At 62.8% G+C, this 14,561-nt stretch carries 12 protein-coding genes; all 12 read left to right on the top strand.

Annotation, left to right across the window (positions count from 1 at the left end):
- The first annotated feature begins 86 nt into the window (after positions 1 to 86).
- The 12 genes from JNK74_10825 to JNK74_10880 all read left to right on the top strand — a co-directional run bounded on the left by JNK74_10825 (position 87) and on the right by JNK74_10880 (position 14,532).
- A complete protein-coding gene (locus JNK74_10825; GenBank protein MBL7646670.1) occupies positions 87 to 1,073 on the top strand; it encodes an AAA family ATPase in 987 nt (328 codons plus the stop codon).
- A 28-nt stretch (positions 1,074 to 1,101) separates the two neighbouring features.
- Positions 1,102 to 1,983, top strand: coding sequence for a DUF58 domain-containing protein (locus JNK74_10830; GenBank protein ID MBL7646671.1), 882 nt, complete (start codon positions 1,102 to 1,104; stop codon positions 1,981 to 1,983).
- Between the two features lie 372 nt (positions 1,984 to 2,355).
- Positions 2,356 to 3,288, top strand: a complete 933-nt coding sequence (locus JNK74_10835) for a hypothetical protein (GenBank protein MBL7646672.1) — start codon at positions 2,356 to 2,358, stop codon at positions 3,286 to 3,288.
- Between the two features lie 4 nt (positions 3,289 to 3,292).
- A complete protein-coding gene (locus JNK74_10840; protein MBL7646673.1) occupies positions 3,293 to 4,336 on the top strand; it encodes a VWA domain-containing protein in 1,044 nt (347 codons plus the stop codon).
- Positions 4,333 to 5,424 carry a VWA domain-containing protein gene (locus tag JNK74_10845; protein MBL7646674.1) on the top strand — a complete coding sequence of 364 codons (1,092 nt, stop codon included), beginning with the start codon at positions 4,333 to 4,335 and terminating at the stop codon, positions 5,422 to 5,424. Before JNK74_10840 ends, JNK74_10845 begins: the two co-directional genes overlap by 4 nt.
- On the top strand, positions 5,411 to 6,082 hold the full coding sequence (locus JNK74_10850; GenBank protein MBL7646675.1) for a hypothetical protein: 672 nt from the start codon (positions 5,411 to 5,413) through the stop codon (positions 6,080 to 6,082). The genes JNK74_10845 and JNK74_10850 overlap by 14 nt, the downstream gene beginning before the upstream one ends.
- A complete protein-coding gene (locus tag JNK74_10855) occupies positions 6,079 to 6,897 on the top strand; it encodes a hypothetical protein (GenBank protein MBL7646676.1) in 819 nt (272 codons plus the stop codon). The genes JNK74_10850 and JNK74_10855 overlap by 4 nt, the downstream gene beginning before the upstream one ends.
- The gene (locus tag JNK74_10860) at positions 6,894 to 8,318 is read left to right on the top strand and encodes a BatD family protein (protein ID MBL7646677.1); all 1,425 of its coding nucleotides are present in this window, start codon (positions 6,894 to 6,896) and stop codon (positions 8,316 to 8,318) included. Before JNK74_10855 ends, JNK74_10860 begins: the two co-directional genes overlap by 4 nt.
- Positions 8,315 to 9,076, top strand: a complete 762-nt coding sequence (locus JNK74_10865) for a tetratricopeptide repeat protein (protein MBL7646678.1) — start codon at positions 8,315 to 8,317, stop codon at positions 9,074 to 9,076. Before JNK74_10860 ends, JNK74_10865 begins: the two co-directional genes overlap by 4 nt.
- Positions 9,073 to 11,760 (top strand): [protein-PII] uridylyltransferase, encoded by a 2,688-nt coding sequence (glnD, locus tag JNK74_10870; protein ID MBL7646679.1) that lies wholly within the window; start codon positions 9,073 to 9,075, stop codon positions 11,758 to 11,760. Before JNK74_10865 ends, glnD begins: the two co-directional genes overlap by 4 nt.
- Before the next feature lie 12 nt (positions 11,761 to 11,772).
- Positions 11,773 to 13,176: a trypsin-like peptidase domain-containing protein gene (locus JNK74_10875; protein ID MBL7646680.1), complete on the top strand. Its 1,404-nt coding sequence runs from the start codon at positions 11,773 to 11,775 to the stop codon at positions 13,174 to 13,176.
- An 87-nt stretch (positions 13,177 to 13,263) separates the two neighbouring features.
- Positions 13,264 to 14,532 carry a diguanylate cyclase gene (locus JNK74_10880; protein MBL7646681.1) on the top strand — a complete coding sequence of 423 codons (1,269 nt, stop codon included), beginning with the start codon at positions 13,264 to 13,266 and terminating at the stop codon, positions 14,530 to 14,532.
- Positions 14,533 to 14,561 lie beyond the last annotated feature (29 nt).

Genomic DNA, 14,561 nt, shown 5'->3' on the forward strand with positions numbered 1-14,561 from the left:
GCCGCCTTCGATGGCGCGCGGTCGCCCGATCGCGATTGGGGCCGTCCGGCCCGAGACCTGATAGTGCACGCAGTGGAGCAGTAGTAATGGCAAGCCAGGTGGAACAGGTGAGGCGCCGTGTCGCCCAGGAGTCGCAGTTGGTTTCCCGCTTGCGTCGCGCCATGGGGGAAGTGCTTGTTGGCCAGCACTACATGGTGGATCGCATGCTGGTGGGCTTGCTCTCCAATGGACACATTCTGCTTGAGGGGGTTCCGGGGCTGGCCAAGACGACGGCGGTAACCACGCTGGCCCAGGCGATCGCCTGCGGCTTCAAGCGGATTCAGTTTACCCCCGATCTGCTCCCGGCGGATCTCGTGGGCACCCAGGTTTACAATCCCAAGTCCGGCGAGTTTACGGTGAAGAAGGGGCCCATTTTCAGCAACATTATCCTGGCGGACGAAATCAACCGCGCCCCGGCCAAAGTGCAGAGCGCCCTGCTGGAGGTCATGCAGGAGCGGCAGGTGACCATCGGGGACGAGACGTACATGATGCAGGAGCCCTTCATGGTGCTTGCAACGCAGAATCCACTGGAGCACGAGGGCACCTATCCGCTGCCGGAGGCGCAAGTCGACCGGTTCATGCTGAAAGTGAAAATAACCTACCCTTCGCGGGAGGAAGAGCGGACCATCATGGATCGGGTGGATCTGCTGGGCCGGCGGAAAGTGGAAGCGGTGGTAACCCGGCAGGAACTGCTGGATGCCCGCGCCCTGGTCAATGAGATCTACGTGGACACCAAGGTGAAGGATTATATCGTTGACCTGGTCCATGCAACGCGGCAACCAGAGGCCTTTGGGCTCAAGATGAGCCATCTGATCGAGTATGGGGCGTCTCCCCGCGCCACGCTTTTTCTCCAGCAGGGGGCGCGGGCGCTGGCCTTTCTTCAGGGCGAGGGGAATGTGTTTCCTCACGACGTCAAGCAGATTGCGATGGATGTCCTGCGCCATCGCGTGAAGGAAAGCTACGAGGCCGAGGCGGAGAATATCACGCCGGAGCTCCTGATTAAGAAGATTCTCGAAACGGTACCAGTGCCCTGAAATTGGGCACTTTCCGGAGCCCGCACCCATGATACCCGCCGAAGTCATGCAGCAGATACAGCGGATGCACATTCGCACGCGCCGCGTCGTGAATGAACTGCTGGCCGGTCAGTATGAAAGCGTCTTCAAGGGGCAGGGGATGGTCTTTAAGGAAGTCCGCGAGTATGTCCCCGGCGACGATGTGCGGTCCATCGACTGGAACGTGACGGCGCGCACGGGGCAACCCCATATCAAGGTGATGACGGAAGAGCGGGAGCAGACGGTGATGCTGGTGGTGGACGGCAGCGCGTCGGGGCGCTTTGGCAGCCGTTCGCGCCTCAAGAGCGAGTTGTGCGCGGAGCTGTGCGCGGTCCTGGCCTATTCGGCGATTAAGAACAACGACAAGGTGGGCCTGTTGATATTCACGGAAGAGGTGGAGCTATTCGTGCGCCCGGCCAAGGGCCGCAAGCATGTGCTTCGCGTTATTCGCGAGTTGCTGTGTTTCGAGCCCCGGGGGACGGGCACCAATCTGGCCGGGGCGCTGGACCACCTCAATCAGGTGGTGGCGCGCCATGCGATCGTGTTTATCGTGTCCGATTTCATGGCGGCGCAGTACGAGCCCGCGCTGCGTATCACCCGGCGCAAGCATGACACCATTGCCGTGGCGGTGGACGATCCTCGGGAGTTTATTCTTCCGAATGTGGGCGTGATTTCGGTACGGGATTGCGAGACCGGCGTGGAGGCGGTGGTGGATACGGGCAGCCGCAATCTTCGGGAGGCCTATGAGGAGGACGGCGAACGGCGGAGAGGTCACCGGGCTTCGGTGCTCAAACGTACCCGTGTGGATTTGATCGAGGTGCGGACGGACACGGGCTATATCGACGCACTGCACCGCTTTTTCAGGATGCGCGAGCGGCGGCTGCTGGCGTGAAAGACGTTTTGAAGAGGACTTAGTTGACCATGGATTACCTGGAGCAGCCGCTGGCCACAACCCAGAAAGTTCTGAACCGCAAATTTACGCAAATTAGCGCAAATTTTTTGATGGAGAAGGTGGAGGAGATTTGAACCGCGAATGAACGCGAATGCACGCGAATATCCAGTTACCTTTGATGTACACGAATGGGTCTTCCTGCAGCGTATTGAACATGTTTGTTTCCGTGGAATTCCGTGCCCTTCCGTGGTCAATAAAAGAAGATTGACCACGGAAGTACACGGAACTTCACGGAGGGTTCTCTGTGATGAATGACCTCTTCTGGACCTTCCAAGTCTCTGAATGACAGAAAGTGAATATGAAACAGCACCCATGATCTCCACCTGCCTTCTCATAGCCGCATTACTCGTCGCCGGGGCGGATGTTCCGGTGTCGGCCCGTGCGGAGCTTGACGCGGCGGAGATTCCCTTTCACCGCGTGGCGCATTATCGCGTGATTGTGGACGCGCCGGCCGATGCGGTGCTGGCAGTGGAGCCGTGGGGGGAGTCCTTGCCGGGATTGCGGGTGACCACGGGCGAGTCTTCGGAAATATCCCTCCCCGACGGGCGGAAACAGCTTGTGCAGGCCTTTACGCTCACGCCGAGCATCGTGATGAGTTACACCTTGCCCGCGACCCGCGTGATGGCCAACGGTGCCGAAGTGGCCGTGGTGGAGCCTCTTGCGTTGGTGGTCCGTACGCTCACGCCTGAAGAGAAAGCCGAGGTGTCCGCGCCGGCGGCGTTGTACACGTTGGCCGATTTGGAGCATTTGGGCTCCAGCGGTCGGGGTCGTGCTGTCGGCCTGGGAGCGATCATAGTTCTCGTTGCGGCGCTGCTGGTGGTCTTCGCAACACGCGGTTTACGCCGCTGGAATGCACGTCCTGTGCCCACGCCCGTTGAAGTGGCGGAAGCCGAACTCGCCGCTCTGGAGCAGGCGCTTCAGTCAGGTGTGATTTCCTGCGATGCGTTTTATGTCGCGCTGTCCCAACTGCTTCGCATCTACCTCGGCACGAGTTTCGATCCGGCCGTGGCCGGGCAGTCGACGCCGGAGTTTCTGGCGGAGACGCTGCCGGGGCTTCCGCTCGACCCGGCCCATTCGGGGAGCATTCGCGACATGCTCGGGGCCTTTGATCGTGTCAAGTTCGCGCAGTATTCTCCTGATCGTGAAGGGCAGGCCAGGGAACTTCGGGCGGTTCGAAACCTGATAGCGGCATTGGAAAACGAGGCGTCCAGGCGTGCCGAGCAGGCCCTGCGGGGGGCGGCGTAGGGCCATGGCGGACTGGTTTTCCTTTCACACCTTGCGGCAACCCGACTGGCTCTGGCTGGCTCCCCTGGCGCTGGCGTTGCTGGTGGCGGAGTGGGGCGCGAAGGCCCCGTCATCGCTGCGCATGTCCACCGGCGCACGGCTGGCTTGGATGGTCAAGGAGCGCCGTTCGCTTCTGCGTTTCCTTCCGCCCCTGCTTCGATGTGGCGGGTTGTGCGTGCTTCTGGTGGCGCTGGCGGGTCCCCTGAACGGTTTCCGGCAGCGTTCCGAGCACGCGGACGTGATCGATATCATGCTCTGCGTGGACGTGTCCAGCAGTATGGCCAGTTCCGACTTCATGATCGGCACGACCCCGGCCAACCGCCTCGATATCACCAGGATCGCGGTAGCCAATTTCATCGAAAGCCGACGCCTCGCCCCGTCAGACCGCTTTGGCGTGGACCGTTTGGGACTTATTCTTTATGCGGGTATCGCCTGGACCGCGTGTCCCCTGACCCTGGACTACGATATCCTGACCCACGAGGTTGCCCGGGTGGAACCCGCTTCGGATCGCGATGCGAGCAAGAGCGGCACCGCCATCGGATCGGCGATTGGCCTGGCGGCGCGTCGTCTCAGTCAGAGCGAGGCCAAGTCCAAGGTGATTGTGCTGCTGACGGACGGGGTGAACAACCGATTTCAACTGGACCCCATGACGGCGGCGCAGATTGCCGGCCAGTACAAGATCAAGATCTATACGCTCGGGGTTGGTCCGGTGGAGGACGCGCAGCGCATGGGCAACGTGACCGCGCAGGCCCGGAGTCAGGGAAATCTGGTGGATGAAGCGACCTTGCGCAACATCGCCTCGGCCACCGGCGGCGCGTACTTTCGCGCGACGGACCTTGTTTCGTTGGAGCAGGCTTACAAGGAGATCAATCAACTCGAACCGACCGAGATCGAAGCGGGCGACCTGTACGAGTACGAGGAAGCGCACATGCCCTGGGTTCTCCTTGGCGCGTGTCTGCTGGGAACGGCGGTCTTCTCGCGGCGGATCTGGTTTGAGGTGCTGCCATGAACGCAACCACCCTTAGCCCCGGTGCGCTTGCGCTGGTAATTGCCTTGGGCATGGCTCTTCTCGCCGCGCTCTGGTGGACCCTGGCCTGGCTCGAGAATCGCCGCGGCGACCGGCTGGCCCAATTCGCGGAGCATGCGCTGCTGGAGCGTCTCGCAACGGGCCATGTCCCAGGATTGCGCAGGCCGCTGAATCTGTTGGTGATCGCCGGCGCCGCCTGCCTGTTGCTTGCCATCGCTCAGCCGCGCTGGGGCGGAAGTGATGCTGGAACGCGACGGGGCAGCCGGGAGATCCTGGTGCTGCTGGACACGTCCGAGAGCATGAACGCGGTAAATCCCGCACCGAGCCGTCTGGCCCGGGCCCAGTCCAAGATCACCGCGCTCCTGGAGGCCTGTTCCGGCGATCGATTCGGACTGATCGCATTTTCCGGTGCGGCCGTGCTCCAGTGCCCCTTTACGCGCGACCACGCCTATTTCAAGACCGTTCTCCAGTCGGTGAACACCGATACGCTCACGGAGGAAGGTACCGATATCGCCTCCGCACTGGAGGAGGCCGAAGACCTTTTCAACGACGAGCGGGGCCGGGGCAGCGGCGCGGCGCGGGATGATCGCATGATACTTCTCATCAGCGATGGCGAGTCGTCGCAGAACGAGGCCGTCGCGGTGGCGGGGCGCCTGGCGTCCTTCAGCCGGATCGCCGTATTGGGGATCGGCGATCCCGGCGGTGCGGAAGTGGTGCTGCCCCAATGGATGGCGCGGGCCCAGTCGGCGCCGGTGCGCGAAGTTACCCACTGGTCCGCGTTAAACGAAGACGCGCTGAGTTCCATCGCGCTGGCGGGCGGCGGGTTCTATGTGCGCAGCACGCTGAGCGGCGATGATCTGGACGTGATACTGGGGGAGATGGCCGCCCTCGAGGGCATTGTGGGGTCGGAGGCTGGGCGTCCCCGGGAAGTGAACCGCTATCGCTGGCCCCTGGCGTTTGCGTTGTTCTTTTTCGCCGCCGAGGGTTTCTGGCTTGTCTGGATGCCGCGCGCAGTCCGACGCGCCGCGAAGGCGAAATCCAGCGGGGAGACCGTGCATGCGCTGGTGTAGCGTAATACTTCCGGCCCTCTGCCTGTTGACGGCCTGCTCGGGGGCGTTGGACGAATCGCTCTCGCGGGGCGCGTCGCTCCAGCGTACCGGGCAACCGGCCGAGGCCTTGCGCAGCTTCCGTGAAGCCCGGGTGGAGCATCCGGAAGCCGTGGACCTCATTTTCGCCATGGCCGGGGCTGAAGCCGCGCTGGGTGAGCAGGTTCTGGCGTCTCGGGCGCTCGACGAGGCGACGGAGCGATTTGAATCCGCCGCCCGGACCTTCGGGCGATGCGGCGCCGATGAACGGCTCGCCGAGAGCGCCGCATACAACGCGGCGACATGTTTGCTTTACGTGGACCGAGTGCTGGAGGAGAAAAGAGACTACGACGGGCGCGTGGAGAACTTGAAGCGCGCCGTGGAGGCGCTCTCCGCCGTGACCGAGGCCTGGCCGGACAACGCGCGGGCCGCAAAGAGCCTCGACTATGCGCGGTACCGGCTTGCACTTCTGCTTCAGACCCCGCCGTCTCCCGAGGAGGAAGACAAGGAAGGTCCGGAGGATGGCAACGAGCCGGTCAGTGAGGTGGCGGGCGCGACGACGCAGATCCCCGGGGCCACCGTAGACGTGGTGGACGGTGCAATGGTCGTATTGCGCGTGGAACGAGGGCAGGACGCGCCATGAGAGGTATGCACTTGCTTCTGGCGATGCTGACCCTCCTTGGTCAGGACGATACCACAGAGACGGCGTCGCCGGAAACGGTCCGCGTGCTTGCCATTGAGGCGCGCCAGGTGGATGGGGCGCCCCGGCATCTGGATGCGTCGCTGTCGGGACTTGGAGAACTGCTGGAGAAGGTGCCGGGCAATCAGTTCACCGAGAAGAGCTACATTGAACTGGAGGCCCACTTCGGACAGGAGACCGTGGCGGACCTGGGCGGAGGTTATGCGTTTGGGTTTACCGCGTCCGACGTGACGGAACTGGGCGAGATTGAATTTGCGTGCCACATCGACCTGACGGAGGGCGACCGCACGGTGGAGGCGCTCCGTGTCACGGGGAAGGCCGTGCGCGGTCAGGGGGCGGTGTTTCGCGGTTTGACCTTGCCTCAAGGGGAATTGGTGGTGGTTATGAGCATCGCGCGGGCGGACGATCCGCCCGGGCGTGGCGGCAGCGGCGGCAGCGGACAGGAGCGTGGCGGGGCCGAGGGGGGCGGCGCCGGTTCGCCGGGTGAAGAGGGAGCGGGCGATGGGGATACGAAAGCGCCGGAAGAGCGGCCTTCCCCGCTCCCCGAATTGCCGTCGCGGCAGCTTCAGGTTGAAGCGGAGCCTTTGGAGGAGACCACGGAGCGGGGTGGGACCGTTGGTGTTGGCGACGCCGCCCCGCCGCCGGATATGGCCGCGATCGAAGGGATTCTGCGTGCGCTGGAAGAGCAGGACATGGCGGAGCAGAAGAACGCCCGCGGTCGGCGCTTTGAAGTAAAGATGAGAGGAGACTGGTGGTGAATCTGGTCCGATGGATAGGCATCACCGCACTTTGGTTCGTTGCTTTTCCGGCACCGGCGGATACCCCGCAGGCCGCCCGGTCGACTCCCGCGACCCTGGAACAGGCGGTTCAGATTACCAGTAGCATTGATCGGGGCGAGGTCTACCTTGGCGAAGCCCTCAACCTGACCCTTGAATACCGGGAACTGAGCGTGCGCGGTCTCAGGGTTCAGCAATTGTACCGCAGCGGCAACATCGAGCTGCCCTCCATGGAGGGCTTTTATGCCGGCTCACTTGTGACCGAGAAAGACAATATCGTGATCGATGGCGCGCTCTACGCCGTGACGCGTCACCGCCAGCGAATCTATCCCGCGGTCGCCGGCGAACTTCAGATCGGGCCTTGGCGGTGGCAGGGGACGGTACGGGGTCATACGGCGACGGGCAATCCTTCCATGGAGCTCGACCTGCATACGCCCGCGATCACGGTTCGTGTGCAGCCACTGCCGGCTCCTCCCTCGACGTTTCGCGGGGCGGTGGGCGAGTTCACCATCGCGCAGGCCCTGCCCGTATCCGAATTGATCCAGGGTGTACCAGTGACGCTGGTGCTGACTGTGGCGGGTTCGGGCAACCCGGGAACCCTTGAGGCGCCCGTGGTCCCCGAGGCCCCGTGGTTCTCCGTCGAGGACCAAAGGGAAGAACGCGCACCCACGCCCGAGTCGCCCACCGGGCAGTTTTCCAAGCAATTCAGCTATTCCCTGATGCCTCTCAAGGCCGGCAGTTTCAATGTGCCCGCTGTATCACTCACGTACTTCTCACCGGCGACCCGGCAGTACAAGAGCATCCGCACGGCACCCGTTTCGGTGAGCGTGAAGGCATCAGGTCCCGCGGAGTCGCTCGTGGTTGTCGGCGGCCGTGCCGACGGAACCGGCGCACCGGCGTTGATGGAAAACGGTCGCTTCGCCCTGGCGGACGAAGCCTTTGATTTGACGATCATACAAGACTCCCCAGGGCTCTGGATCGTGCTGGTTTCTCTGCCTCCCATCGTGTGGCTGTGCCTGATGCTGAAAGAAGGGCGGTGGAGGCGGGCCAGGGTGTGGCGCTGGTCCCGCCACCGCCGGGGGCATCTTTCCGCCCAGTTCCAGGCCCTGGCGGCCCATCCGGAGCCGGTGGAGGCGCTGAATGGGCTCTTGAACGGCGCGCTACATCGGGGGCTGGCGGCCGGACACGCGGGGCGGGCCCTCGGGGAAGTCCGCAGCGACCTGGAGGACCTGCTTGCGCCGGGGGACGTCACCACCATCGTCCGGGCGATCGAGGCCTGCCGTGACCATCGCTATGGCAAAGAAGCCCTGGCGCTTGAGGATCTTGAACGGGTGATCGAGGGATTGGCGGAAGCACTGGAGGCCCTGCAGGACGCGTCGCGTGAAACGGGGGCAAAGCCATGACGATGCTGTGTGTGGTGCTGCTATCCTTTGGCGCCGACGCCTACGAAGATTTTCGGGCGCGGGGCGACGCGGCCTACATGGGGGGAGATTTCGCCACCGCGATCTCGGCCTACGAGACCCTGGCCGATTCGGGCGTCGGCAACCCGGAGCTCTATTTCAATCTGGGCAATGCCTATTACCATGGGGGCGATCTTGGCAGGGCCGTGCTGAATTACGAGCGGGCAGCGAGCCTCGGCCCCGAGTTTTCGCCCGCCCGCCGAAATCTCGAGCGGGTCATACAGGAGACGGCAAACAAGCGTTCGCGCCCCGACGGCTTTTCACTGGCGGGGCTTGGCCCTTCGCGTCTGCCGGGTCTGTCGCAGGCCGCGCTGCGCAAGGGTCTTCTGGCAATCTGGTGGTTGATGTGGAGTATACTTATCGTTAGAACTCGAAAATCATCCACATCCCGCACCGCGTCCGCCGCGTTCTGGATTGTTACCACCCTCTGCGTGGCGGGTTGGGCCATTCCTGGCCCACCGATCCAGTCCGCCGTGGTCGTCTCGGAGGAAGCCCCCATGCGCTATGGTCCCGATGCGTCCGACGCGGTACGCGCCACACTGGCGGCGGGGGACCGGGTGCTGATCGATCAAGTGTATGGCTCCTGGGCGCGGGTAGAAATCGCCTCGGGCGAACGCGGCTGGCTGGACCGGGGCGCGCTGGCCCTGGCCGGTCCGCCCTTTTCCAGGTCGGAAACGGAGAGAGAGCAACCACCTCAGTGAATTTTACATCGGCATTATCATTTTCCGAGCTCGTCCGCGCGGCCGAGCACGATCCCGCCGCCTATCACGCCGTCGACAAGCGCGCGCGTCTGCGTACGATTCAGACCCATTACCGGGACGAGTTCGAGCGAATCCGCGGGCAGCATCGCGAGGGGGCCTCCGGCCGGAACATCATCACCCAGTTGACGGCGCTGGCCGACTTTCTGGTGCGCGGTATCGTGCGCTTTGGCCTGAGCGAAGTGAAGGGGGGGGACAAGCTTCGGGGTCGCATCGCCGTGTGCGCGCTGGGCGGTTATGGCCGGGGCGAGTTGAATCCCCGTTCCGATATTGACCTGTGCCTGATTTACGCGGGGCGTCTGGATAAGTCGGTGCAGCAGTTAAACGAGTATCTCGTGCCCATGTTCTGGGATGTTGGCTTCAAGATGGGCTACGTGATGCAGGAAGTGGGCGACGCGGTCAACCTGGCGGGATCCGATCTGGAGGTGCTCACGAGCTACATGCACGCGCGCTTGCTCTTTGGCGATCCGGGGCTATTCGCCAAGCTGGAGAAGGGCGTGCTTAAGGTGCAGGAGCGGCAGAAGTCTGAACTTCTTGCGCACCTCCGCAAGCGGGTGCGGCGTGCCGGTCGCGGCACGGGCGCGCCCGATCTGTACGATCCCGAGCCGGACATCAAAGACAACGTGGGCGGCCTGCGCGATTTTCACGTGGCGACCTGGATCATCCGGCTTGATCGGGGCGCCCTCACGCTGGATGATCTGGAGAAGCTGGGTGAATTGATGCCGGAAGACAACCTCCATTTCCAGGAGGGGCTCGATTTCATCTGGCGCATCCGGAACGAGCTGCACTTCCACAGTGGCAAGGCCGACAACAAACTCAACTTTGACCTCCAGAAGCATGTGGCCAAGGCCTTTGGCTACGGCGAGTCCCGCCAGGCGATCGACCGATTCATGCAGGACTACTACACCGCCGCGCGCTCTCTGCGCCAGCTTCTTCAGATCGTCGTGGGCATAACCGTTGTCGCCCCCCCCGAAAGCGGCAAGGCATCCTCCGAGCGGGGCCACCTGGATGTGGTGGGCGACGAACTGGTCATGCGCGGAAAAGATCATCGGTGGTTTGCGGAGAATCCTCCCCGGCTGATGGAGGCGATCTGGGAGTGCGGGCGCCATCGCGTGCCTCTGGCCCACGCCACCCGCGAGATGGTCAAGAAGAACCTCCACCTTGTCGGCGACGCCTTTCGCGAGAGCGACCTCGTGCGCCGATTCTTTGTCGCGCTCTGCAGCCGCCCGATTCAGGCGGGCATGGCGCTTCGGCAGGCCTCGGAGACGGGGCTGCTTGGGGCTTACATCCCCGAGTTTAAGGATGTGGACGGCGTCATTCGCTATGAGGATTTCCACAGCTACCCCGTGGACGAGCACACCCTGCGGGCGGTCGAGGCCCTCGCGGCGATTCCGGAGATGACCGGCCCCGTGGGGCGGCTGCTCCAGGTTACCCTTGAGCATATGCGCGAGCCCCATGTCCTCGTGCTTGCCGTGTTGTTTCACGATCTGGGCAAGGCGGGTGGCGAGGAGCACGTGGAGGAAGGCGCGCGGATCGCGCGGAGCATTTGCGCGCGCATGGGGCTGTCCGAGGAGGACACGGAGCGCATTGTATTTCTCGTGGAGCATCACATGGTCATGAACCACATTGCCATGTACCGCGACATAGACGACCTGGATATCATCAGCAGCTTCGCCCAGACCATGCGCACCGCGGACCGGATGCGCGCACTTTTTGTGCTTTCCTACGCGGACTTGAGCGCCGTCGGCCCGAACGTCTGGACCGAATGGAAGGGGGCGCTGCTGGCCAAGCTGTATTTGAAGACCGAGCAGATTCTGCTGGGCCGGGCCCAGGTCGGGGACGACTACTGGACCATGCCCAAGGCGCGGGCGGTGGAGGCCGGTGCGCCGGAGGCCATGAAGGGCGCGGTCACCTCCCACCTGCGGCAACTCGGGGAGCGCTATTTCATCGCCTTTTCTCCAGAGCAAATTGTCGAGCACATGTTGTGCATCGAAGAGGCCCGAAGCGCCGGCCTGGCCGTGCGCTGGTTCACCCATGAGGAAACGGGCACCAGCGAAGTGGTCGTCTGCACGCAGAATTGCCACGGACTCTTCGCCAATATCGCGGGATGTTTTGCGTCCCAATTGATCGACGTGCAGCGTGCCCTGGTATTTACCGGGCCCGATGGCTACGTTGTGGACAGTTTCACCGTGATCGACGCTACGAACCGGCGTCCCCTTACGGAGCGGCAGATCCAGGCTTTTCGGGAGGTGCTCAAGTCGGTCCTGCTGGATGGCGTTTCCGTCCAGGACTTTGTCGCAAAGTCGCGCAACCGCCTTTTTGCGCTGCACCAGTCCCGGGTGCCGGTGAAGACCCGGATCCGTTTCGACAACGCCGCCTCGCGCAGCGATACCGTGGTCGATATTGAAACCGGCGACCGAACCGGCTTACTCTACGACATCGCCCGTGTGTTCGCCGCGAACGGAGTGGACTTCGTCTCTTCCCACGTGGTGACGGACGCCCGGCAAGTGCGGGACTCGTTTTACGTGCGGCTGGGCGAGGCAAAAATAGAAGATTCCGCGGTGCAGGCGGTCGTCCGTTCCGAACTGGAAGCGGTCATCCGGCCCCTGGCCGTATCCGATGTTTGAGGAGAACGACTGATGTTCCGATTGGCCCGGCCCCTCTCGTGGGTGGTGGTGATTGCCATTGCGCTCATGCCCGCCGGCGCGCGCAGCCCGATCCTGCGCGAGATTGAGGACAGCTTCGTGCGCTTGCATGAGGAGGTCCGGCCCTGTGTCGTCTCGATAGAGGTGCAGGGCGCGGTGGTGGAAGCGGGCAACCAGGGTCTGGATGAACTGCACCAGTTCTTTGGATTGCCGGTGCCCGAGCAGGACGAAGGCCAGCCGGAGGAGACGCCCCGCGCAACGGGAAGCGGCTTCATCTACGATTCGGAAGGGCATATCGTCACCAACAATCACGTCATAGCCGATGCCGCGAAGATCGAGGTGCTCCTGTCCAGCGGCAAGCGCTATGAAGCGAAAGTGGTGGGGACCGATCCCGACACGGATCTGGCGGTTATCAAGATTGAAACCGACGAAGTGCTGACGCTCGCGCGGCTGGGCGATTCCAGCGCGCTGAAGGTGGGACAATTTGCCATCGCCATGGGGAGTCCCCGCGGCTTCGAAGGCTCCCTCTCATTCGGCCACATCAGTGCGCTGGGCCGGAACAATCTCTGGGGGCTGCAAGCCCAGGGAATCCGCTTCCAGAACCTGATCCAGACCGATGCGGCGATCAATCTGGGCAACAGCGGCGGCCCGCTGTGCAATATCGACGGCGAAGTAATCGGCATCAACATGGCCATCATCTGGGGTGCAAACTCCATTGGATTCGCCATCCCCGTCAACGAGGTGAAGAATATCGTCCCCGATCTGATTGCGGACGGCAAAGTGACCCGTGGATTCCTGGGGGTGCACATCGACGACGCGAAGGGCAGTGTGTCCGAGGTGCTCGGACTACCCGACGAGTTCGGCGCGGTGGTGGAGGAGGTCCAACCGGACACACCCGCTTTTCGGGATGGTATCCAGGTGTATGACGTCATCCGCAAGGTGAATGGGGAGCCCATCCTGGACGCCGCGGAGCTGATCCGAAAGATTTCCGCGATTCCCCCGGGCGACACCGTGATGATCGAAATCTGGCGCAAGGAAGAGAGCATCGAGATACAGACCGTGCTCGAAGAATGGAAGAGCGCTGCGGAGTCGCCGCAACAGGAAGCTCCCGTGCTGGGCATGCAGCTCCAGGAAATTGGGCCGGAAATCCGAAAGCAGTTGAACCTGCCCGAGACCGAAGGGGGACTGCTGGTGACCGAGGTCAAAGCCGGCAGTCCGGCGGAAGAGGCAGGCCTCGCCGCGGGCGACCGGATAACGGAAGTTGCCCAGATGCCCGTTTCGTCCGTGGAAGCGTTCCGGCGCCTCGCCGGGGAGCGGGCGGGTTCGGGCAAGTCGATATTGGTACGTTACGTCCGGGGCGATGCCTCCCCGGATATCACCGTGATTCGGGTTCCCTGACCCACCCCCGATTTGGACGTAGCCGACGTTGGGAACCCGTCGGCAGCGTAGAACGCCCCCTAGCGCGGGCATCGGAGCATTGGAAACTTGGCGACAGAGACAGAGCGGTTTCGGGAGGCCCGCATACTCATAACGGACGACCAGGAGAGCGTCGTAACCTTGATTGAGCGTGTCGTGCGCGACGCGTTCGGCTGCCACATCGATACCACCCATACGGGGGACGAAGCGCTGACCTTGCTTCAGGCCGCGCCCTACGATGTATTCGTGACCGATATGAAGATGCCCGGCACCCACGGCCTTGAATTGATTGAGAAGGCGATCTTAGCCTGCCCCGAGGTGGATATCCTTGTCATGACGGGTTATCCCGGCGACTTCCCCTATGTGGAGGTCATTCAGCGGGGCGCAAAGGATTTCCTGAACAAACCTTTCCTGCCCGCCGAGCTGGAGGCCAAACTGATTCGGGTGCTGCGGGAGCGCCACCTGCGCCATGACTTGGTCGTCGCACATAAGAAATATCGCAGTCTTTTCGATTTGAGCATGGACGGGAAGCTCCTGCTCAACATGGATCGCCTGCTTATCGAAGACGTCAACGAAGCCTACTGCACATTGCTGGGCGTGGACAAGAAGGAGCTGGTGGGGCGGGTCTTTTCGGAGGCCCTGGAGACCGCTGATCGCGAGCGTTTCGAACTCTGGATGGGCGTGTGCAGCCGGAGCGGCAAAGGCACCATGGGCGATCTGCCCGTGCGTCATGTGGCCGATCACTGCCTTCACTTCGATGTGACGGTGACCATGGTTCACGCCGACAGCGAGCAGTTTGCCTTCCTGGCCTTTAAGGACATCACCGAGAAGCAGGAAGTGGACCGCAAGCTGGCGGAGGCCGCGCAAAAGGATGCGCTGACGGGTCTGTACAACAAGCGTTCCTTTACCAATCGCATTGAATGGGCGGTGGCCAGCGCCGCGGAAAAAGGCGCGCCACTGGCCCTGCTCATGATCGATCTGGACAACTTCAAGCGCTGTAACGACACCAACGGGCACCAGACGGGCGATACCCTGCTCAAGAGCGTGGGCGATGTGATCAAGAAAAGCATCCGCATCACCGCCTATGACGAAGGCTTTCGCTGTGGCGGCGACGAATTTGCCGTGTTGCTGCACAATTTCTCGCCGTCGGGTTTCACGGTGGTTGCCGAGCGCATGCAGAGCGAGTTTGCCAAGGTGGAACGTTTTGGCACGACCATGAGCATTGGCGTGTCGGAGTTCAAGGCGGGAATGAATTCCGGCGACCTGATTGAGGCGGCGGACAAAGCGCTCTACGCCGCCAAGGCCATGGGGAAAAACGCAATCAGCTACGCACCCTGAAGTGTCCCCGTTCCCCTTTTGAGGCGAGC

It is taken from the genome of Candidatus Hydrogenedentota bacterium, from assembly GCA_016791475.1.
In the GTDB taxonomy this organism is placed as follows: Bacteria; Hydrogenedentota; Hydrogenedentia; order Hydrogenedentales; family JAEUWI01; genus JAEUWI01.